This window comes from Leptospira ilyithenensis (assembly GCF_004771005.1).
Lineage (GTDB): Bacteria > Spirochaetota > Leptospiria > Leptospirales > Leptospiraceae > Leptospira_A > Leptospira_A ilyithenensis.
Genome location: NZ_RQHV01000062.1, coordinates 219,563 through 240,359, shown reverse-complemented (window position 1 = coordinate 240,359; position 20,797 = coordinate 219,563). Strand labels below are relative to the sequence as shown.

Sequence of the window (20,797 nt, the reverse complement as noted above, 5' to 3'; positions counted from 1 at the left end):
AAATTTCTACAATAGCAGATTAATTTTTTAAGATTATAGAATTTAAACAAATAGAACATAAAAAATATCGGTTGTTAGTTGGCAATTGCAAAAGATTATCCTTTCCCCATTTTTCTCAGTAAAATTCAAATTTTGATTTTCATTTTTTCATTCTATTTTATGGATTGGATACCAATGGATTCAATAGTATAACAAACCATTAATCTTGGTTAATATATTATACAAATCATCAATTAAATAAGGATCATTTCATGGCAGAACAACTTCAACACTCACTCGGGGATGCCGCCGCACGTAAACTGGCGAACACAACAAAAACCACACCGCAATACAGCACAATTACACCTCGTTGGTTGGTTCGACTATTAGATTGGAAACCTCTTGAGTCGGGAACTCTGCGTGTCAACCGAGTGAAAGACAACACTTCTGTTGATGTACTTTGCGGACAAAAAGACGAACAACCACTTCCTGAAACTTTTGTAAACTACGAAGAAAAACCGAGAGAATACACTCTGAGTGCGATCTCTACCGTACTAGATGTACACACAAGAGTTTCCGATCTTTTCAGCAACCCTCACGACCAGATCAAAGAACAACTTCGTTTGACCATTGAAAGCGTGAAAGAAAGACAAGAACTGGAGCTCATCAATAATGAAGATTACGGACTTTTGAAAAATGTTCCCAAATCCCAAAGAATTCAAACACGAAAAAATGCGCCTACTCCTGACGATTTGGATGAGCTCATCGGTAAAGTTTGGAAAGAGCCTTCTTTCTTTTTAGCACATCCTCTCGCTATAGCGGCATTCGGTCGTGAATGTACAAAGAGAGGAGTTCCACCGGCTACAGTCTCCTTATTCGGAGCGCAATTCCTAACATGGAGAGGACTTCCCATCATCCCTACCGACAAACTATTGGTAGATGGTGAAACAAACCCTAAAACCACTGCCGGCAAAACAAATATTCTGTTACTCCGCGTAGGAGAAAAAAAACAAGGCGTAGTAGGTCTTTACCAACCGGGTCTACCAGGAGAACAAACTCCCGGACTATCCGTACGTTTTATGGGAATCAATCGTTCCGCGATCGGATCCTATTTGGTTTCTCTATATTGTTCTGCTGCAGTTCTGACGGATGATGCGATCGGCGCATTGGAGAATGTGGATGTAGGCAATTATTATGATTACAAATGATCCTTTCGAAGGAGCCATTCCCGGCGGTTGGAATGGAGTCTTGGATACAAAGGCATTGGAAAGTATGGCGAGTGAGTTATTCGGTCCTTTGCCTACAGGATCCAACGTGGAAGAATTGGTTTTGTCGCAAAGCCTGTCTTTACCTGCTGATCCCAATGGTTCCAAACCACCCGTAGAACCCACGTTACCCGGAAATTTGGAAATCCTGCGAAATTCGTATGATTTTTTCCCGGGAAGTGCACTTCCGACCTTCCCTGGTGGTTTAACACCTAACGGATTCGGAGGACAGACTGCCGGCCTTACAAACGGATTTCCCTTTTTGGAAGAAATCCGCGGAGATGTTTCCAAAAGTTCGAATATCCAAATTACGGATCCTTTCAGTTTTTCCCCTACCCTTGTGCCGGCGGTGGAGATTTCTTCGGGAAATTTCGATATAGCAAGTGTTCGCCGGGATTTTCCGATCCTTTCCGAAATAGTCAACGGACGCAAACTTGTTTGGTTGGACAATGCGGCAACAACTCATAAACCGCAAGCTGTGATTGATCGGCTTTCGTATTTTTATGAACACGAAAATTCAAACATCCATCGAGCCGCGCACACACTTGCTGCAAGATCGACCGATGCTTACGAAGGTGCCAGAAACAAAGTAAAACAATTCCTGAACGCTTCCTCATCCGAAGAAATTATTTTTGTTCGAGGCGCTACGGAAGCAATCAACCTGGTCGCAAATACCTGGGGAGATAAAAACATAGGAAAAGATGATGAGATCATCATCACTTGGCTGGAACACCATGCCAATATCGTTCCTTGGCAGATGTTATGTTCTAAAAAAGGTGCGAAACTAAAAGTCGTTCCCGTAGACGAAACAGGTCAGATCATCTTAAGCGAATATGAAAGGCTCCTCGGTCCCAAAACCAAGTTCGTATCCTTAACTCAAGTTTCCAATGCTCTCGGAACGGTCACACCCGCCAAACAAATGGTAGATATGGCTCATCGTTATGGTGCAAAGGTGTTAGTTGACGGCGCCCAAGCCGTTTCTCATATGCCTGTAGACGTACAATTATTAGAGTGCGATTTTTATGTTTTTTCCGGGCACAAGATTTTTGCTCCCACGGGAATCGGAGTCGTTTTTGGAAAAGCGGACATTTTAGAAACCATGCCTCCTTGGCAAGGAGGAGGAAACATGATCGAAGATGTTACCTTTGAAAGAACAGTGTATGGGAAACCACCGTTTCGGTTTGAAGCGGGAACGGGTAACATCGCCGATGCAGTAGGACTCGGTGCGGCGATTGATTATCTGAATCGTTACGGAATGGCAAACATCGCAGAGTATGAACATTCTCTTTTAGAATATGCAACAGGCCAACTCTTACGGGTTCCGGGATTACGATTGATCGGAACTGCAAAAGACAAAGCAGGAGTTCTATCTTTTGTAATAGGCGGATTCAAAACGGAAGAGATCGGAAAAGCACTCAGCCAGGAAGGAATCGCAGTAAGATCAGGGCACCATTGTGCGCAACCTATCTTACGTAGGTTCGGTCAGGAGAGTACAGTTCGTCCATCGCTTGCGCTTTATAATACTTGTGAGGATATAGATGCGCTCATAAACGCTTTGTTTGATATCACAAGCGGAAGAAAAACAGGACCGATTTAGATGGTAAAATCAATTACGTTGTTCATTTCCTGAGAATTACGAACCCTTACTTCATTTTTCTGGTACACAATGGAAAAAGGAGGGATGCTTTGGGTCACCCAGGCATTTCCTCCAATGACACTGTTTCTCCCGATCACAGTATCTCCTCCTAGGATTGTTGCTCCAGAATAGATCACTACATTCTCTTCGATGGTAGGGTGCCTCTTCAGCTTCGCCATATCTTTGCTAACCGATAGAGCACCGAGAGTCACACCCTGGTATATTTTTACGTTATTGGCAATGGTGGTGGTTCCACCGATGACAATCCCGGTTCCATGATCCATAAAAAAAGACCTGCCTATCTTGGCACCGGGGTGAATGTCGATTCCTGTTTTTTCATGGGCATAACCGCTGAGCATTCTTGGAAAAATAGGAACACCTAAATTGTGTAATGCGTGAGCCACACGATGCACTGCGATCGCATAAAAACCGGAATACGCAAGTACGACTTCCTTTACACTTTCCGCAGCGGGGTCTCCTTCAAAAGCAGCGCTCGCATCTTCCCAAATCAAGTCGTAGATTTTCGGTAATTGGTTTTTTAATTCGTTGATGACTTCATTTACACCTAACGTAAGTTCGCTTGTTGCCTTTTCTTCCCTGGAGGACAGATAAGGAGCGAATTTTTTCTTCGCCCCCAAAAAGAAGGAGGAGAGACTGTCCTCCACTTGCGCCAAGTCCCGAAATGTTAGTTCTGAAAAATACCCGGCAAACAAAATATCAAATAGCTCCTGGATGAAACTTTCGGCAACCTGTCTTCCTCCGTAACGATGTAAGTCTTCGTATTGTTTTTTATAAATAGAAGCAACAAACCGGTAGTATTCCGCATCTTTTCCGGAAAGAGGATGGGAACCATTTTCCCGGGAAGGTTCGGAAACTGAAGAAGGATGGGATGAGGAAACCATATTATCTACTATAGCGAAATTTACTTCATTATAGCAAATAAATTTATTGCAAACGGGAAATGACCAGTCGATTTTGTCAAATATAGTCAACTTTATGTTGAACTGGCTGCCCTTTGGCATTATTTGAATAAGAGCACAACTCCTCCGATATCATCCGAAGTGGTCTTGATTTTTTCCAATAATTTGGAAAGATTGTCCCCTTCCGCAGAGGTTGCATTTACAGTAGCGTCCATAGCAGAAGCAACATCAGCGATTAATTTCTGAGAAACATTTTGATCTGCAATCGTTTGATTGATTTCAGCTAACATTTGTGATAGCTTATTGGATTCACCGATCAAAGTTTCTTTTATTTTACTTTGAGTGGATACAGATTCGGAAATACTACTGATTCTTTCAATGATCTGATTTACTTCGACAATGATCTCCCGATAAAGCTCGCTCGTTTCATTGATTTTCAACTTATTGAGAATCACTTCTTCCTTATTTCTTTTCACATTGCTGTCTATTTCCTTAATGCTTTTCGCAGTTTGCGAAGCAAGTTTCGAAACTTCCTGCGCAACTACCGCAAATCCGCTTCCATATTCTCCGGCACGTGCCGCCTCAATCGAAGCATTTAATGCAAGTAAGTTGACTCTATCTGAAATTTCCTTGATAACAACAACCATTCCTTCGATCTTTCCCGAACTTTCCGCAATGCTGTCAATCACTCTGGTCATTTCTTCCAAAGCGAGATTTCCTTTCTGAATTTTACCTGAAATACCCGAGGTTAAACTTCTGGAATGGGAACTGTTTTCTTCCGCATAATTGATATGTTCCGAAAGGATTTTTATGCTATCGGAGACTCTTGTCAAAGTATCATAATTTTCTCCCGACGCATCTGCAATATTCGCCATGTTTTCCGTCATCTTTCTTACCGTAGAATCCAGGTTTTGCGAATAGATTTGTTGTTGGTGCAAATTGGAATGAAAAGTTTCGTCCGCCAGTTTGGCGTTGGAAATGGAAGATGTTAAACCTTGTGTGGCGCCTTTCAAAAGAGTGATGATGTCTTGAAAGATATTCAGCAATTCGATCACAGACAATAGTATTTGGTCGAAATCATCTGTCTTTTTCAGTCGGTTCTTAATAGAGTTGTCAAAACGCAAATCTCCTTTAACCGCATTCGTTAATGTTTGTTTCATTAACTTCAATTTCCTTTGGTTACTTCGGAATACAAAGAAAAGGAAAACTGAAAAAATAACGGATGTTATAAGACTCATTGATTGCAGAATGATGCCCCAGACTGCTGCTACATTTCCAAGGAGTAAAAATGAGACAGATCCTATCTGGGAAAAAATCAACACAATAGCAAAAATAACAATTTTGGACTCCAGTTTGATCTTCATCAGTATCGAATTAAACTGATTCTAACCATTTAAATCCGGCTTCCGGAGTATCAAAGATTTTCACCTCGATCCCGTTATCCGCAAAAAAATCGACAAGGTTTTTTTCAGACATTGCAGATAAAGCGGACTGAGGTTGCACAAGTGCCCATTTTTTCCAACCTGCTTTGATCGCACGAGGAGTCCAATCGCTGTTCACCCATTCTACGTCTTCTGCAGTATGAGTTCCCATATTGCGATTGTCCGAAAGCCATTTGACTGCTTTGTTGGCAATCAATGCTTCCACACCTTTGTCCAGACTTTGTTTCAAACTATCGCCTGAGTTTTTGCCATTTTGAGTGAGGACTACTATTTTTTTATCTTCTAAATATTCTGTAACGCCCGTTGGACATTGAAAAACGATCATTGCTATATATTTCCCTTCTAACTAAAAATACTTTCTCGGATTTAAGACGAAGAAGACAAGGCAAATCCATGTTTTAGTTAATAAATTTTTGACCCTTTGAATAAAACGAAGCGCTTCCTTGCGGAAATTTTTTGACAACCGTCTACTTCTCGCCCTGAGACCAAAACCGGACCATTTCGGATTTTTTTCGGTTTATTTCCTCTCTGTCCGAGTCCTTCCATTTGAAAAACTGAGAAACATTTATTTCCAAACCATTTTTGGTTTCCGTTTTGTTCCAAGTTCCGATTACATTTCCATCCTTTAGGATCGTCGGTTTGAAAATAGCATTTTTTTGTATTACTAATTTGGAATATTCCGGATCCAAAAAAAGGTTCCTCTCCGCATAACCAATGATATATTCATCAAATCCCGCCAAAAAAAATATCCCGCCGGGTCCGGTTTGGCCCGTCATCTTGTTTTCTTTTTTGGACATCCAATAGACTTGGCCTGAAACTATTTCTTCCCGTAAAAAAGGTTTTGCCTTTTCCAAACCAAGTCTTGCTTCCGTTAGAGTCAAACCAGACCACCAGATAAAATCCTGCAAAGTAGCAGGTCCTTTCCGGAGAAAATACCTTTGTGCCAATTCACTCAAAGCTTTTTCTCTGGGAATCGGTTTTGGTTTTTTCACCCAATCGGAAAGAAGGGTGTAAGTCTCCTGTTTTCCCCGATCCTTTCCCAAACAGATTATTTGTTTGAGAGCTGCATTGATTAGAATAATAGAACCTCGGTTTTCTTTTGTAGAAATGTTTTTTTCTTCGATGTAAGCAAATAGCTCCGCTCGTGTGAGCTCTTTTTTTCCTGAGAGTCTTTTCAAAATAACGGACTCCGTTTCGGAAAGCATTTTAGGGCTAAGGTTTAGCGTTTTCTGATAGGTTGCAAGCTTGGCAAGAATTCTTTCCGAAATTAAATCCAAAATCCAATGGATATCTTTCGCGGAAACAAAATGTAAGGTTCCACGCAAAAGCCATGTCCGGATGATTTTTCTTTTTTCGATCGCTTGGTTGATTTCTGATTCATTGCCATCTAACAAACGACTGCCGAGCGCAAACTTTGCCTGATTGCGATCCTGGGCCTGGATTGCTACCAAAGAAGACAAAATATCCGTAGTTTTTTTCCCAGGATTTGTTATATTCTGAGAATACAACCTTAATTGTAAGATTTCATCGACAGTCATCGTTTCGAAGATTGTAATCCGAAAAATCAATCTTCCATAGGAATGAACCCGACAACTGATTGAATCCTGGAAATCCAATTCAGGATAGAAGGATAACCTTTCAGATCGTAATCTCCCTGTTCCGCCTTATGCGTGTATGCGAAAAGCGCCAAATCCGCAATTGTAAATCGGCTACAGGCAAACCAAAAGTTTTTTGCCAAATGGTTTTCCATAATTTGCAAAGCATGCAGCCCTTTAGAATGGTTTTCCGCAATTCTGTCTTTCTTTTCTTCTCTTTGGTTCAAATAATGAATCATCCAACGATTGGTAGCAATGTACGGTTCGTGACTGTATTGTTCAAAGAACATCCATTCCAAGATTTGCGCTTCTTCCCATTTGTCTTTGCCGAAGTAAATACTGTCCGCAGCAAGATAGTATAAGATCGCATTGGATTCTCTTAAAATATTACCATTTTCTAATTCGATGATGGGAACCCTTCCATTCGGGTTTTTTAATAGAAAAGAAGGAGTCTTTGTCTCATTCTTGCGTCCGTCAGTTTCCACCCATTCGTATTTTATTTTCAATAATTCACAAATCAATTGGATTTTATAACAATTTCCGGAGACCTTCATTCCGTAGATTTTAATCATTTTGTTCCTCTGCAGTTTTACGGTACGAGGGAATCCTCACATTTGTCATTCTTTAAACCGAAAGAACACACAGAGAAATGCATTCCAGAAATATTTTATTGATCAAGCTCATATTTTGATAAGAAAGGCTAGACTAAGCAAAATGTCAGGGGTAACTTTGATTTCTCTATGAAATCGATCCTAAATTGGCGTCTCCTCATTTGGACCCCTATACTAACGGTCGGTTATGTTATATTCTCCAAAATAGGATTCCAACTCGCTTTTTTAAACAGCCAAGTTTCTCCTGTTTGGCCTCCCGAAGGAATGGGACTGACAGCTCTTTTGTTTTTGGGAAAAACATCCGTTCCGGGAATTTTCTTAGGAGCTTTTACCGCAAATTTTCTGAACAATCCGCATCTCCCCACCGCATTTTTCATCGCTGTGGGAAATACATTAAGTTCTTCAGTAAATTATTATTTGCTTTATCGCCTAACAGGGCAGAAGAATCCTTTGTATTCCACAAAAGGACTTCTTTACTTTCTAACGGTATGTACTGTTCCCGGTTCCGCACTCAGCGCAGGGATAGGCGTGACCAGCTTACTCTATTGGGGATTTTTGCCGTCAGAAAAATATTGGAACGTACTTTTCACGTGGTTCTCCGGTGAATTGCAAGGCTTTCTGATCGTAGCGCCTCTTCTATTCGTATGGATCAATCCGAAAGAAAGATTTTTAGGCGACTGGAAGAAAAAAATCGAACTGATCTTTTGGTGTGCCGTCATATATGTTTCTGGAAGGATCGCTTTTTCCGACGTTCTGCCGCTACTTTTTCTTCCCATACCGTTTGTTATCGTAGCAAGTCTCAGGTTTCAGCAATTCGGAGCCACTCTCGCAAGCGCCATACTCGCGTTTACCGCAGTTACGCAAACGGTAGCGGAGTCGGGAGTATTCGCAATGAAACAGGCGGGAACACTGTCAGTGAACGATTCATTGATTTATCTGGATGCGTTTCTTTTTAGCATCAACGGTATTTCCTATTTTCTGGTGACCGTATCCAGGGAAAGGGAAAGAGCACAAACGCAAGCAATGGAATCTCTGGAAACGATCAATCGTTTGAAAGAGATTACAAACGAAGAGTTGGAAAGAAAGGTCAACGAAAGAACCCAAGTCATAGAAATGCAAAAACAGGAAATCGACAAACAACTGGATGTCGCCAAACGCATCCAAGAGTCTCTTTTTCCGAACAAGATGACTTCTCCCGATCCGATTGAAATCGCATTTCATAATGTTCCCATGATGAAAGTGGGAGGAGACTTATTCGATATCAAATGGAGTCCCGAATCGAATTCGTTAGCTGTATTTATCTGCGACGTATCAGGTCACGGAATCCCCGCTGCATTTTTATCCGCACTGGTAAAGATGTCTTTGGATCATTGGAATAGAGAGCCAAGTTCTCTTACGAAGAGCCTGGAACACATTCGAACTCAAATCACGCCCAATTTGAAAGATCATTTTGTAACGGCAAGTATGGTATTTATAGATACGAAACAGGGCAAACTCCGGTTTGCAAGAGCGGGCCACTTCCCTCTCTATATCATCAGAGAATCCGGCAGCCTCGTGACATTGAAACCGATGGGAAGAATCATCACTCCTTTTTTCCCGACTCTTTCCGAAGAAGAAAACTTCGAATTAAAAAAAGGAGACCTCATCATATTGCTGACGGACGGACTCACGGAAGCCCGCAAGCCCGATGCCATCGAAATGTTCGGAGAAGAAAGGCTGTTGAATCTGATTTCCGCGCGGAGAAACGAACCTCTTGCAAACGTAATTGATTTCGTATTTGATACCATCCTAGATCACTCCGGAGGGATGGAAATGATTCAAGATGACCTAACTCTGGTTTTATTGAGATATAGGGGAAACTGACAGACTAAAGGATTCAATACCTTTATTTTAAAGGACTTCCCTTCGGATTTTATTGAATCCTTCCGATTAAAAAAAACAGATAGGATTCCAATTCTTTTTTTTCCACCGAACTACCATCCAAAATATATCCCTGTTTCTTTTTTCCCTGGACGGATACAAAACCGGAACCTTTGACTCTATTTTGAATTCTGATTTTTTTCTGATCCAAAGCTTTATTGAAATAATCCGCCAAAACGGAATATTCCTTTTCATTAATGATTTTTGTAACGGGATCTCCCCCGCTGTAAGTCCCGCTGGAGCTTTGTTCTGCGGTAATGGGAATATATTGAATTGTTTTTTTGGAATCGCCGGAGACTAGAAACCGGTTTCCGTTGCCATCTAAATATTGGTAGGTGGTCGGTTCCGCACTTAAGTAAGTAGTAGCCGCAAAACCAAGAAAAAAAAGGAAAATCCCTCTTGTTAGATGCATAAAAACAATAAATTTCGGTTCCCGGAAAAAGACAACCCGGTTTTCAGCAAACGAATGAATAGTTCTTATACCGAAACTAAACACCATTTAGACGAAAATTCCCGTCCTTTGGCAATTTTTTTAAAATTGGTTTGACGTAAAACATAGCAAAGTTATCTGTTAGTTTCCAAAACTTTAACAAATATCAAACGTAGGCAAACAATGAATGTGGAACACATGAACAAGTACGCACTCGCTTTGGCTCTATTAGTTGCATTGACTCTTTTCAATTGCACGGGGACAAACATAAGGAATATCGGTATGATTTCCGGCACGGGCACTTTCAATACGAACCCGGTTCCTTTTTACGGAGAACCGTCTTATGCTTTTCTAGGTAGAGCCGGAGCCCTTTATCACCATGAAGCAACTCCCGGCCCCACCCCGGGACTAGCGAAAGGTGTTAAACGGGGAGAGTCTTGCTCTCATTCCCTCGCTGGTCTTTGGGCATGGGGAGATTCCAGCATCGACACTGCCCGCAAGCAAGGTAAGATCGAAAAAATCGGTTATATCGAATATGAACATATCGCAGTCCTCGCGGTTCTTTATCATGGATTTTGTACAACGGTAGCGGGTGAATAAAATGAAAAACAAAATGAAATTAATATTACTTAGCCTAACATTACTTTTAGTCACAAACTGCGCATCAGGCCCGGTAGGCGGATTGCTTTATTCCGACATCAAATATCCCGGCACAACGAACGGAACGGATATTAAATCGAATACCCAAGCAGAACGCTGCATTTACAATGTTCTGGGAATCATCGGCGCAGGGAATTCGGGCGCAGGACAAATTGCAAAAGACAATAAAATAAGCAGAATCTCGACGATCGATTATCGCTCATTAAACGTTCTGGTAGGTGTTTTCAGAATGCAATGTACTGTAGTAACAGGAGAAAAAGAATGAAAAATACATTTATCTTAGCAATCATCGGATTTGTTTTCATCGGATTGGTAGGCTGTACGCACATTAGTGAAGCAGGCTTACTTATTACCGCAAGTACAGAGCATCTGGCAACTCCAGGGCACCAAAACAATCTAGGAAGTGGAAAAGTAGTCAAAAGCGGAGAAAGTTGCAATTATGCTACCTGGGCTCTCAATTATAATATGATTTTCCATGGACCAAAAAACAGTATCAATGATATTGCTGCGTCTGCCGGCATACAAAAGATTGCCGTAGTTGACCACAGCAGTTTCAATATACTCGGGCCATTGTTTTATAGAAACTGTGTCATCGTTTGGGGCGAATAAATAAACCAAAGGGTTTACTTAAAAGTAGATCTGATTTGAATTTTAAATGAAAAAACAACTTTCTCTACTTTTAATATCTTTTTTCTTTTCAGGATGTATTGCTCTTAGAGTGTACGTCCCGCACTCTTCTCCCAAATCTTCCGATCCTTTGAGAGGATTTACGGAAGAGGAGCAGGAAGACACTTCTGCCAATTCAAAACCATCTGTTCCATTTGTGACTGTGGAAGACAAAACAGAGAACGGAGAAGTATTCGGAAGACGGTCTCCTTCTTTGTTTTTTTTATCTCCCAGAAACTTGGAAAACCATTACGGCACACTTCCTCAATTGATTGAAAAAGAAATCGCTCTCAACCCGGGGCTTTATCCTGCCAAAAGCAAATACAAGATTACAATCCATCAGTTTTCCCTGCTTGCAAATGACGTCTGTTATAAGAACATTACCTCTGTGGATTTGCATATCACCGTAGAATCGGAAAAGCCGAAGAAACAAATTCTGGATTTCAATTACAGCGACTCGCTTGAATCCCGTGTAACGGATTGTACATTTACTCTGGCTACTGCGCCTGCATTCGTAGGTTGGGTGATCTATCTACCCTATCTTAGTTTTCGGGGAAACAGGGAAGACCAACTGAATCAAATGGGAAGGATTGCAGTCCTTACATTTTTTGAAAAGCTAAGGGAAAGTTTTCCTAAAAAATAATCAAATGCAAACAAATCAATCTTATCATTGGCTTAACACTTTTTTTTTCCTATTGATTTCCATGTTTCTTTCCTGTAGTTTCGCTACGGAAAAGAAATATACATTCGGTAAACCTTATTATCCGCAACAGAATATTTTCAATGAAGAAGACAATCCTCAGTTTGAATCGGGAGAACCTTATGTCGTTCTGGATTGGATTGGAAATGCCTTTGGTTTTTTATCCAAGCTGATCATCAACGATTCCAGAATGTCGAATCACAAGATTTCCGAAGAAACAAAACAATATCTGAAAAATTACATCACTGAGAACAATATGAAAGATGTAAAAGTACGTTTCAATCAGTATGCGCCGATCGAAGACCTCAAACAGCTTTGGAGATCGGATAATGCGAATCCGGTTCTAAAGTATACTATTGGACTCATCAATTGGTTTTTTAGCGCGCTTTTCCCTGCGAGAATATTCTCCGGATGCCCGATTCCCTATGTTTGTTCGGGAGACCATTACAATCCTTATTCGAATACAATCAACCTTTACAGTGATATTCCTACCGTAGTTCTTCACGAAGGAGGGCATGCAAAAGATTTCTCCAGTCGAAAATATAAATCTTTTTATGCCTTAGGATACAGTGTGCCTTTTTTCGGTGCTCTTTATCCTGAAGCAAGAGCAACGGACGATGCCATTCGTTATCTCCGATACAAATGCGATCGTAAGGTGGAATTGTCTGCGTATAAGACTGTATACCCGGCTTACTCTACTTATGTGTTCGGACAAATATTAGGAATCGCGTCTGCTGTTCCGGGTCATATTGTCGGTTCGAGCAAAGCGTCTCGATTTTTGAGAGAAGAAATTCCTGAATGCAAGTTAGCTTATGAGATGGAACTGAACCGACCGGAAACAAAACAAAAATAAATTCCGACCAAAACCTTGTGACATAATTTCAAGTCGTTAGGAACTGATCCGCCAATTTAGTAAAGACACCGCGCCCTTGATACGCAGGAAGCGAAGCTGTCCGAAGGACCGAAGCGCACGCGGAGTCCGAAGTAGCAAGGAAAGGCGCCCTAATTCGTTCTTGTTTCCCACCCCCAAGGACAAAAAAATGGAAAAAACCATCTAAATTATCCTTAGGAAGTGAGCCCTTCATGGCAAATATATATTACGACGACAGCTGCGATCTAAATATCTTAAAAGGAAAAACCATCGCGGTCATTGGCTACGGAAGCCAAGGACATGCCCAAGCCCAAAACATGAAAGACAGCGGCTTGAAAGTGATCATCGGTCTTAGAGACGGGTCCAAATCAATCGCAGAAGCGAAAGAAGCAGGCTTTGAAGTTTATTCTGTTTCCGAAGCGGCAAAAAAAGCCGATATAATTCAAATTTTAGCACCTGACACAATTCAGGCGGAAATGTACAAAAGCGAAATCGAGCCTAACCTTACCGAAGGCAAAGCACTTGTTTTTTCCCACGGATTCAATATACATTACGATCTGATCACTCCTCCTAAAAACGTAGACGTTTATATGGTAGCACCAAAAGGTCCTGGCCATTTGGTGCGCCGGGTGTTTACGGAAGGTGGCGGGGTTCCTTGCCTGATTGCGATCTACCAAGACGCAACCGGTAACGCAAAAAAACGTGCGTTAGCTCAAGCTTCCGGTGTAGGCGGAGGAAGAGCCGGAATTTTAGAAACATCTTTCCGTGAAGAAACGGAAACAGACCTGTTCGGGGAACAAGTTGTGTTATGCGGTGGAGTTGCCAACCTGATTATGAACGGTTTTGAAACTCTGACCGAAGCGGGTTACGATCCTGAAATCGCATACTTCGAATGTTTGCATGAAGTAAAACTCATCACTGACTTGATTTACGAAGGCGGACTTGCACGTATGCGTTTCTCCATCTCCGATACTGCCGAGTATGGTGATTATGTAAGTGGTCCAAGAATCATAGATGCAAGCGTGAAAGCTCGCATGAAAGAAGTGTTAAACGACATCCAAAAAGACAAAGGCGCTGCTTTTGCAAAACGTTGGATGGCTGATACGAAAGCCGGCTATCCTGAATATAAGAAACTTAGAGACAAAAACGCCGCTCACCCGATCGAAGATGTAGGTAAAAAACTACGTTCTATGATGAAGTGGTTGGCGAAATAATTTAGAAATCAAACAAGAGGAACAACATGAAAGTTAATCAAAAAGTCGTAATTGCAGCACCTGCTCGTACTCCTTTTGCACAAATAGGCAAGGCGCTCTCGCAATATTCCGGTCACCACTTAGGTAAGATCGTTGGTGAAGAAGTAATGAAAAGAAGCGGTCTGAAACCGGCTGACATCGACGGAGTGATCGTTGGTGAAGGTTTTTCCAACGCACCGAACTCCGCTCGAGTCATCGCAAACCTACTCGGACTTCCGATGGACATTCCTTGTCTTACAGTAGCAAACAACTGCGTATCAGGATTCGAAGCTGTTGCAGAAGCAACCAGAAGAATTCTACTCGGTGAAGGAAAAGTATTTCTTGTCATCGGAGAAGAATCTCAAACCTCCATGCCGTTCGTTGTTAAAAATGCTAGATTAAATAAAAAAACAAATAGCTTGGATTCGTTGATGAAACTTCTTCCGAACGATCTTCCTGAAGGTGTTGAAGTTCGTGATACACTCGAAGACGGATTAGGTGACGGAGAAACCAGTTTTGGTATGCAAGTCACTGCCGAAATTCTTGCGCAAAATTACGCACTTCCTCGTGAGACTCAAGACAAAGTGGCTTACGAATCTTTCAAAAGAGCTTTCGAAGCAACAGGCGAAGGTCGTTATAAACCTTATATCATGGAAGTGAAAGACGATGAAGGAAATCCTCTCCAAGCGGATGAAGCGGTTCTACTTCGTGAAGGGCTTGTAAAAAACCCTACTCGTATGGGTCGTGCTATGTTACTCTTTGACAATCCCCAAATGAAATTTGACCAATTCAAAGAAAAATACAGCAAGTATTTGAAAAAATCACATGGTCCTACTCTTTCCATTTTCAATGCCAGTCCTCGTTCCGACGGAGCTGCCGGTCTCATCGTTGCTTCCGAAGAAGCGGCAAAAAAATTGGGAGTCAAAGCGGAAGCTTATATCTCCGGTTTTAAAATGAAAGGGGTAGACCCGAACCTTATGGGACTCGGACAAGCGGAAGCAACCATTTCTCTATTGGAAGAACTCGGCGAGAAGATCGAAAATATGGACATCATTGAAATCCATGAAGCTTTTGCTGCGACTGCTGTAGCGGCTTTGGAAGAGATCAAGATCAGAACAGGATTCGATTGGGAAAAACGTTTCGATGAAAAGAAAATCAATCCTAACGGCGGGTCCATTGCCATCGGCCACCCGTTCGGGGCTACTGGTGTTCGTCTTCTTCACAACGCCATCATGGACTTTGCTGAGAACAAAGACGCTAAAAAAGTCTTAGTCACTGCTTGTGCACACGGCGGGATCGCAGGATCCATGGTTGTAGAAAGAGCTTAGTTTTTTACTACCGCGAAGAAAGCCACTAAACTTAAGTTTGGTGTGCGGTCAGAAACCCAAGGGAGAGATTCTTCCTTGGGTTTTTTTGTATCTTTCGGGTGTTTGGCAAAAAGGCGAACTTTTTGGAAGATTTTTTTCGGGATTTGAAATCGGTGTCGTAAATTAAGCCGACTCATGATACTAGGAAGGCATTGGGTGGCGGTCTAGTTCCCCACCCAAATCAGGGCGGGGATACTAAAGATTCACAAACCCCACCTTCCCCCCAGGAGCGCTATGTTACACTTCGATCTTATCATCATTGGCGCAGGTCCCGCAGGGGAAAAAGCGGCCGCCAAAGCCTCTTACTTTGGCAAGAAAGTAGCTCTGATCGAAATGGCGGAAGCACCAGGAGGTGCAGGAGTCCATACCGGTACACTCCCTTCCAAAACCTTAAAAGAAACGGCCATTTTCCTATCAGGTAAAAATGATAAAGGCATCTTCGGAGTAGACAAAGATTTACGACGAAACGCTTCTATTGAAGATTTTTACTACCGCAGAGATTATGTGAAACGATCCGAAGTAGATGCGATCAACAAGAATATAGAAAAACACAAAATCACTCTTTTTTACGGTAAAGCGGAATTCGAAAGTGCTAACACAATCAAGGTGGTAAATGATAAAGAAGAGCTTATAGAAGGAGACTTTATTTTAGTCGCCACAGGCTCTTATCCTTTTCGACCGTCTAACATACCTTTTGACGGAGAAAGGATTCACGACTCGGATACGATTCTGAATCTCAAAAGATTTCCCAAATCTCTATGTGTTTTAGGTGCCGGTGTGATTGGTTGCGAGTATACTACCATATTCGGTGCAATGGGTATCCCGGTTTATTTAGTAGACACCAGGGATGAAATTTTACCTTTTTTGGACAGTGAACTTTCCGCGAGTCTAGTAGAACAAATGCGAAATGACGGAATCCAGATCATTTTTAATTCAGGTCTTGATAAAATCAACTCACCCTTAAAAGAGGAAGAAGATTTTGAAATCGTATTAACTTCCGGGGAAAAGTTAAAAGTAGATATGTTTTTATTCGCTGCGGGGAGAAGTGGTAGAACCGCCGGGCTCCAATTGGAGGAATTAGGTGTTAAAGTAGGAAAAAGAGAAGCAGTAGAAGTAAATGAACACTACCAAACCAATATAGAATCCATCTACGCTGTCGGAGATGTGATCGGTTTTCCCGCACTTGCCAGCACAAGTATGGACCAAGGAAGAATCGCAGTGACTCATATGTTCGCCACAGACGGATTTGATAAGTTAGCAAGAATTTTTCCCTACGGAATTTATACGATTCCCGAAGTTTCGATGGTCGGACTTTCGGAAAGGGAAGCAAAAGAAAAAAACATTCCCCATCTAACAGGCAAGGCACATTACTCGGATATGCCCAGAGGAAAGATATTAGGGGCACAGGATGGTTTTTTAAAATTGGTTTTCGAAAAACAAACTCAAATCATTTTAGGTGTACACATCATAGGAATCCAAGCAACAGAACTCATTCATTTCGGATTAAGTCTGGTAGAATCTAAAAAAACATTAAACGATGTTATCTCGATTGCTTTCAATTTCCCGACTTTACATGATTTATACAAATACGCAGCATATGACGGGCTGGGAAATCTAAGTGGACACAAAATCAAATGATTTCTGCCCGCTTTGCGATTCTTCTGCAATATTTTTTTGGAAGGATGAAAAGAGAGGCGATTACTTTCAATGCGTAAGATGTCGTTCAGTCTACTTAGGCAAAGATTATCACATAACAAAAGAAGCCGAAAAAGAAAGATACCTTTTACATAACAACGACATAAACGATCCGAGGTATTTGAATTTTTTAACACCTGTCACCCTAGCGATTGAAGCAAATTTCACAAAGGATAAACTCGGACTGGATTTTGGAGCGGGCCCAGGCCCTATTCTAACAAATCATTTAAGAAAAAAAGGATACTCCGTAGAGTTGTATGATCCTTTTTTTTGGGACAATCCTGCTGTCCTGCAAAATCGATACGATTTTATCATCTGCACGGAAGTAATGGAACACTTTCAAAACCCAAAAATAGAATTTGAATTATTAAAAAGCCTTTTAAACCCAAAAGGCAAACTCTTGTGTATGACAGATACTTTTTCCGAATCTATCGACTTTCCCAACTGGCATTATAGACGGGATTTGACTCATGTATTTTTCTATCACGGAAATGCTTTGGAATATATTTCAAAGCATTTCCAGTTTCAATCTTATGAAAAAAAGGAAAGATTGATTTTATTTTCCTTATAAACGAGATGGGTACCGCCCGCCGCCCAGTTTATTTTGGAGCTCTTTGTTTTGTATTCCGTATTAGAATGTCTTCAATGAGTTTTTAATATCGTATTTTCCCTTCATCCGAGTGTCTTTCTCTTCTCCGCCGATCCCGAAAACAAAATAGAAGAATGTTTTTTCATAAAAAAACCCCACCGAAGAAGTGAGGTTTCATTGTTTTTATTTTCCCGGGAAAGTGCGGGAAATAATCCAAAGAGGGGTTTACTTACTTTACGTCGAAACCGAACACAGGAAGTAATCGGGAAGCGATATCTCCTGCAGTAAAAGCAAACAACAGCGCTAAGAACCCGAATGCAGAAAGAAAGATCACACGGTTGAGCATGTTATCATACTTTAAGTGCATAAAGTAAGCCAATACAAAGAATGCCTTGCAAGTAGCCACACCCATTGCAACGATCATATTCAATTTGCCTAAATCGTATTGAGCCACCCATACAGTGATGAATGTTCCCAAAAACAAAACGAGTAGAACATAAACATACGACTTAATGGAAATCACATGATGTTCGTGTTCTTCTTCATCACCGCCATCTCCGTCTTCCACCCACATGGATGCGGAAGCGTGATCTTCCTGGTGAGCTTCCTCACCGGTTACGAATTTCAAAAGTTTGTTATCTTTGTTTTCTTCTTTGAATTTTGTAACTCGGTCTGTTTGGAAAAATTGAGAGAACCAGTTCACAATGAAAGCGAGCACGGTTGTCTTTGCAATTACAGGAGCAAAAACTCCAAATCCTAAAACTGGAGTGGCCACCGCAGCAAATGCGATAAACCAAAGGCTATAATTAATTACGTATTCCATTCTGTTTCGTCCTTTATCCGACTAAGTAAAGTAATGGGAAGAGGTAAATCCATACCAAATCCACAACGTGCCAGAAAAGACCAACGCCTTCCACTGGAGTGTAGTATTCAGGACCTACTTTTTTTCGAAGTGTTTTGATCAAGATCCAGAAAATCATAAGAGCCCCCACAACAACGTGAACTCCATGAAGACCGGTCATGATAAAATAAAATCCGTAGAACATTTCCCATTTCGGACGGGAGATCACAGCTTGCAAACGAGCGGCTTCCTCTTCGGAAACATGGTTTTTGTGACGTAGTTCTTCCGATTTAAGGAGAGCGCCTATTTTCGTTTCACATTCCGATCTGTTTCCGCCGGAACCACAAGTAGGATCTACGAGTGAAAATTTACCGGGAACGGTTCCAACATGAAACTTGTGAGTGTATTCAAAGTATTTGATTACCATGAACGCTCCAGCACAAGCGATTGTAAGAATCAGCATAATTGATGCAATCTTATGCAATCCGCGTTGTACGAAGTTGATTGCCGCAGCCATCGTAAAGGAACTGATCAGAAGTACAACCGTGTTGACCGCACCCATTTTCCAATCGAGGGTATGAGAGCCGTTTTTGAAAACGGCCGGATAAAGAGAATGGTAGATCAGATAACCTACGAATAGGCCGCCGAACATAAGAATCTCTGTGCATAAAAACAACCAAATACCTTGTTTTGAAGAAGCGTATTGGTGCTCAGCACTCTTAAAGTGATGCTGATGGTGGAATTCACTTGTTGAACTAACGGAAGTCATATGGTCCTGCAGTTACTGTTGGTGTTTCAATAAAATTTTCGTGTGGAGGTGGAGAGGAAGTTTGCCATTCGAGAGTTTTTGCTCCCCAAGGATTGTCCCCTGCCTTTGGTCCTTTCAAAAGACCGTGAATCAGAGTGATCAGAATCACAACGAATCCGCTTCCGATCAACCAAGAACCAACCGTTGAAATTTGGTTTAAGTTTGTGTATTCGGGAAGATAGTCGAAGTAACGTCTTGGCATTCCCATCGCACCCAATACGAATTGAGGGAAGAATGTTACATTAAATCCGGTGAAGATCAAAACCCAAGAAATCCTTCCGCCTAAATCGGATGTCATTTTTCCAAACATCTTAGGGAACCAGTAAAGAATCCCACCGTTCAGTGCCATCAATGTTCCCCCCACCATTACATAGTGGAAGTGGGCTACTACGAAGTAAGTATCATGAAAATGAACATCCATACCGGTAGAGGCAAGGAAAACTCCGGTCAAACCGCCGATGGTGAATAGAAACATAAACCCGATTGCATAAAGCATCGGAGCTTCAAAACTGATTGTTCCGCGATACATCGTGGAAAGCCAGTTGAAAAGTTTAATCGCAGTCGGAACCCCGACAAACATAGTGATAATGGAAAATATAATCCCTGCCAAAGTAGACTGACCGGAAACAAACATATGATGTCCCCAGACCATAAAGGATAATGCAGCAATCGCGGCCGAGGAATAAGCAATTGCGCGGTATCCGAAAATTGTCTTTCTGGAGAAAGCGGTTACCAATTCGGAAATAATTCCCATCGCAGGAAGAATCATGATATAAACTGCAGGGTGAGAGTAGAACCAGAAGAAGTGTTGGAATAAAACAGGATCTCCGCCTAAGTCCGGATCAAAAATCCCGATTCCAATCACTTTTTCCGCAGCAATCAACATAAGAGTGATCGCAAGGATCGGTGTTGCTAGAATTTGAATGATAGAAGTTGAGTAGAGCGCCCAAACCATCAGCGGAACTCGGTCCATTGTCATCCCGGGAGCTCGTAGCTTGTGGGTGGTAACAATGAAATTGAGTCCGGTTAAAATGGAAGAAAATCCCATCGTAAAAGCACCCATTACCAGAAAGATCACACCGTTTGATGTTTTCGATGTCGAATAAGGAGTGTAAAACGTCCAACCGGTATCCACTTGATTATAAATCATAGAAGTTGCCGCAAGTGCCGCTCCCGCTAGGAAAATATAATAAGAAGCAAGGTTTAATCTAGGAAAGGCAACGTCTTTTGCACCCAATTGGATGGGAAGAACGAAGTTTCCGAGAAAGGCGGGAATCCCGGGAATGATTACCATAAATACCATAATCGCACCATGGAAGGTCATGAACTTATTATAAGTATCAGGATCCAGAAGAGGAGTTGCACCGAATTTTGCCAGGTGCAAACGAATTCCCAAAGCGAAAAAACCACCCAATGCAAAAGTGATAATGATAGTGATGAAATACATCAAACCGATTCGTTTATGGTCTTTCGTAGTGAGCCAAGACCAGATCCCTGATTGATGGTTCAGATAATGATGATCAGTGGAGTGATCATGTGCTGTGTTTGTATGTGCTGAGCTCATATCCGT

At 41.6% G+C, this 20,797-nt stretch carries 21 protein-coding genes; 12 read left to right on the top strand and 9 right to left on the bottom strand.

All coding sequences use genetic code 11. The annotated features are described in order from the left end of the window. The first annotated feature begins 251 nt into the window (after positions 1-251). Positions 252-1,187 carry a family 2A encapsulin nanocompartment shell protein gene (locus tag EHS11_RS17820; protein ID WP_135765716.1) on the top strand — a complete coding sequence of 312 codons (936 nt, stop codon included), beginning with the start codon at positions 252-254 and terminating at the stop codon, positions 1,185-1,187. Next, positions 1,174-2,841 (top strand): family 2A encapsulin nanocompartment cargo protein cysteine desulfurase, encoded by a 1,668-nt coding sequence (locus tag EHS11_RS17815; protein ID WP_135765715.1) that lies wholly within the window; start codon positions 1,174-1,176, stop codon positions 2,839-2,841. The genes EHS11_RS17820 and EHS11_RS17815 overlap by 14 nt, the downstream gene beginning before the upstream one ends. On the opposite strand, the gene epsC is transcribed toward EHS11_RS17815, so the two are convergent. The 5 genes from epsC to EHS11_RS17790 all read right to left on the bottom strand — a co-directional run bounded on the left by epsC (position 2,838) and on the right by EHS11_RS17790 (position 7,409). Continuing rightward, positions 2,838-3,782, bottom strand: coding sequence for a serine O-acetyltransferase EpsC (epsC, locus tag EHS11_RS17810; protein WP_135765714.1), 945 nt, complete (start codon positions 3,780-3,782; stop codon positions 2,838-2,840). The genes EHS11_RS17815 and epsC overlap by 4 nt on opposite strands. A 119-nt stretch (positions 3,783-3,901) precedes the next feature. Continuing rightward, positions 3,902-4,960, bottom strand: coding sequence for a methyl-accepting chemotaxis protein (locus EHS11_RS17805; protein ID WP_246048032.1), 1,059 nt, complete (start codon positions 4,958-4,960; stop codon positions 3,902-3,904). A gap of 214 nt (positions 4,961-5,174) precedes the next feature. Then, on the bottom strand, positions 5,175-5,567 hold the full coding sequence (locus EHS11_RS17800) for an STAS/SEC14 domain-containing protein (protein WP_135765712.1): 393 nt from the start codon (positions 5,565-5,567) through the stop codon (positions 5,175-5,177). Positions 5,568-5,709: 142 nt separating this feature from the next. Continuing rightward, entirely contained in the window at positions 5,710-6,810 is a 1,101-nt protein-coding gene (locus tag EHS11_RS17795) for a winged helix DNA-binding domain-containing protein (protein WP_135765711.1), read from the bottom strand. Next, entirely contained in the window at positions 6,807-7,409 is a 603-nt protein-coding gene (locus tag EHS11_RS17790) for a glutathione S-transferase family protein (RefSeq protein WP_246048031.1), read from the bottom strand. Before EHS11_RS17790 ends, EHS11_RS17795 begins: the two co-directional genes overlap by 4 nt. A gap of 168 nt (positions 7,410-7,577) precedes the next feature. On the opposite strand from EHS11_RS17790, the gene EHS11_RS17785 reads away from it, so the two are divergent. After that, on the top strand, positions 7,578-9,311 hold the full coding sequence (locus EHS11_RS17785; protein ID WP_135765710.1) for a SpoIIE family protein phosphatase: 1,734 nt from the start codon (positions 7,578-7,580) through the stop codon (positions 9,309-9,311). 49 nt (positions 9,312-9,360) lie between these two features. Here the strand turns inward: EHS11_RS17785 and EHS11_RS17780 are convergent, their stop codons facing one another. Further along, positions 9,361-9,780: a hypothetical protein gene (locus tag EHS11_RS17780; RefSeq protein WP_135765709.1), complete on the bottom strand. Its 420-nt coding sequence runs from the start codon at positions 9,778-9,780 to the stop codon at positions 9,361-9,363. Between the two features lie 201 nt (positions 9,781-9,981). Between EHS11_RS17780 and lsa14 the strand changes: the two genes are divergently transcribed. The 9 genes from lsa14 to EHS11_RS17735 all read left to right on the top strand — a co-directional run bounded on the left by lsa14 (position 9,982) and on the right by EHS11_RS17735 (position 17,560). Continuing rightward, on the top strand, positions 9,982-10,398 hold the full coding sequence (lsa14, locus tag EHS11_RS17775; RefSeq protein WP_135765708.1) for an adhesin Lsa14: 417 nt from the start codon (positions 9,982-9,984) through the stop codon (positions 10,396-10,398). Positions 10,399-10,411: 13 nt separating this feature from the next. After that, complete coding sequence (locus EHS11_RS17770; protein WP_167884484.1) at positions 10,412-10,723, top strand: TRL domain-containing protein; 312 nt, start codon at positions 10,412-10,414, stop codon at positions 10,721-10,723. Beyond that, on the top strand, positions 10,720-11,067 hold the full coding sequence (locus EHS11_RS17765) for a TRL domain-containing protein (protein ID WP_167884483.1): 348 nt from the start codon (positions 10,720-10,722) through the stop codon (positions 11,065-11,067). The genes EHS11_RS17770 and EHS11_RS17765 overlap by 4 nt, the downstream gene beginning before the upstream one ends. Positions 11,068-11,176: 109 nt before the next feature. Next, on the top strand, positions 11,177-11,767 hold the full coding sequence (locus tag EHS11_RS17760; protein ID WP_167884482.1) for a hypothetical protein: 591 nt from the start codon (positions 11,177-11,179) through the stop codon (positions 11,765-11,767). A 4-nt stretch (positions 11,768-11,771) separates the two neighbouring features. Next, on the top strand, positions 11,772-12,677 hold the full coding sequence (locus EHS11_RS17755) for a hypothetical protein (protein ID WP_135765704.1): 906 nt from the start codon (positions 11,772-11,774) through the stop codon (positions 12,675-12,677). Positions 12,678-12,907: 230 nt separating this feature from the next. Further along, entirely contained in the window at positions 12,908-13,909 is a 1,002-nt protein-coding gene (ilvC, locus tag EHS11_RS17750) for a ketol-acid reductoisomerase (RefSeq protein ID WP_135765703.1), read from the top strand. A gap of 26 nt (positions 13,910-13,935) precedes the next feature. Continuing rightward, positions 13,936-15,255, top strand: a complete 1,320-nt coding sequence (locus EHS11_RS17745; protein WP_135765702.1) for a thiolase family protein — start codon at positions 13,936-13,938, stop codon at positions 15,253-15,255. A gap of 273 nt (positions 15,256-15,528) precedes the next feature. Further along, positions 15,529-16,932: a Si-specific NAD(P)(+) transhydrogenase gene (gene sthA / locus EHS11_RS17740; RefSeq protein ID WP_135765701.1), complete on the top strand. Its 1,404-nt coding sequence runs from the start codon at positions 15,529-15,531 to the stop codon at positions 16,930-16,932. Further along, complete coding sequence (locus EHS11_RS17735; RefSeq protein ID WP_210413714.1) at positions 16,913-17,560, top strand: class I SAM-dependent methyltransferase; 648 nt, start codon at positions 16,913-16,915, stop codon at positions 17,558-17,560. The genes sthA and EHS11_RS17735 overlap by 20 nt, the downstream gene beginning before the upstream one ends. A 247-nt stretch (positions 17,561-17,807) precedes the next feature. On the opposite strand, the gene EHS11_RS17730 is transcribed toward EHS11_RS17735, so the two are convergent. The 3 genes from EHS11_RS17730 to EHS11_RS17720 are packed head-to-tail and all read right to left on the bottom strand — an operon-like array spanning position 17,808 to position 20,791. Next, a complete protein-coding gene (locus EHS11_RS17730) occupies positions 17,808-18,401 on the bottom strand; it encodes a cytochrome C oxidase subunit IV family protein (RefSeq protein ID WP_135765700.1) in 594 nt (197 codons plus the stop codon). A gap of 13 nt (positions 18,402-18,414) precedes the next feature. Next, positions 18,415-19,188: a cytochrome c oxidase subunit 3 family protein gene (locus tag EHS11_RS17725; protein ID WP_135765699.1), complete on the bottom strand. Its 774-nt coding sequence runs from the start codon at positions 19,186-19,188 to the stop codon at positions 18,415-18,417. Further along, a complete protein-coding gene (locus EHS11_RS17720) occupies positions 19,175-20,791 on the bottom strand; it encodes a cytochrome c oxidase subunit I (RefSeq protein ID WP_135765698.1) in 1,617 nt (538 codons plus the stop codon). Before EHS11_RS17720 ends, EHS11_RS17725 begins: the two co-directional genes overlap by 14 nt. Between the last annotated feature and the right edge of the window lie 6 nt (positions 20,792-20,797).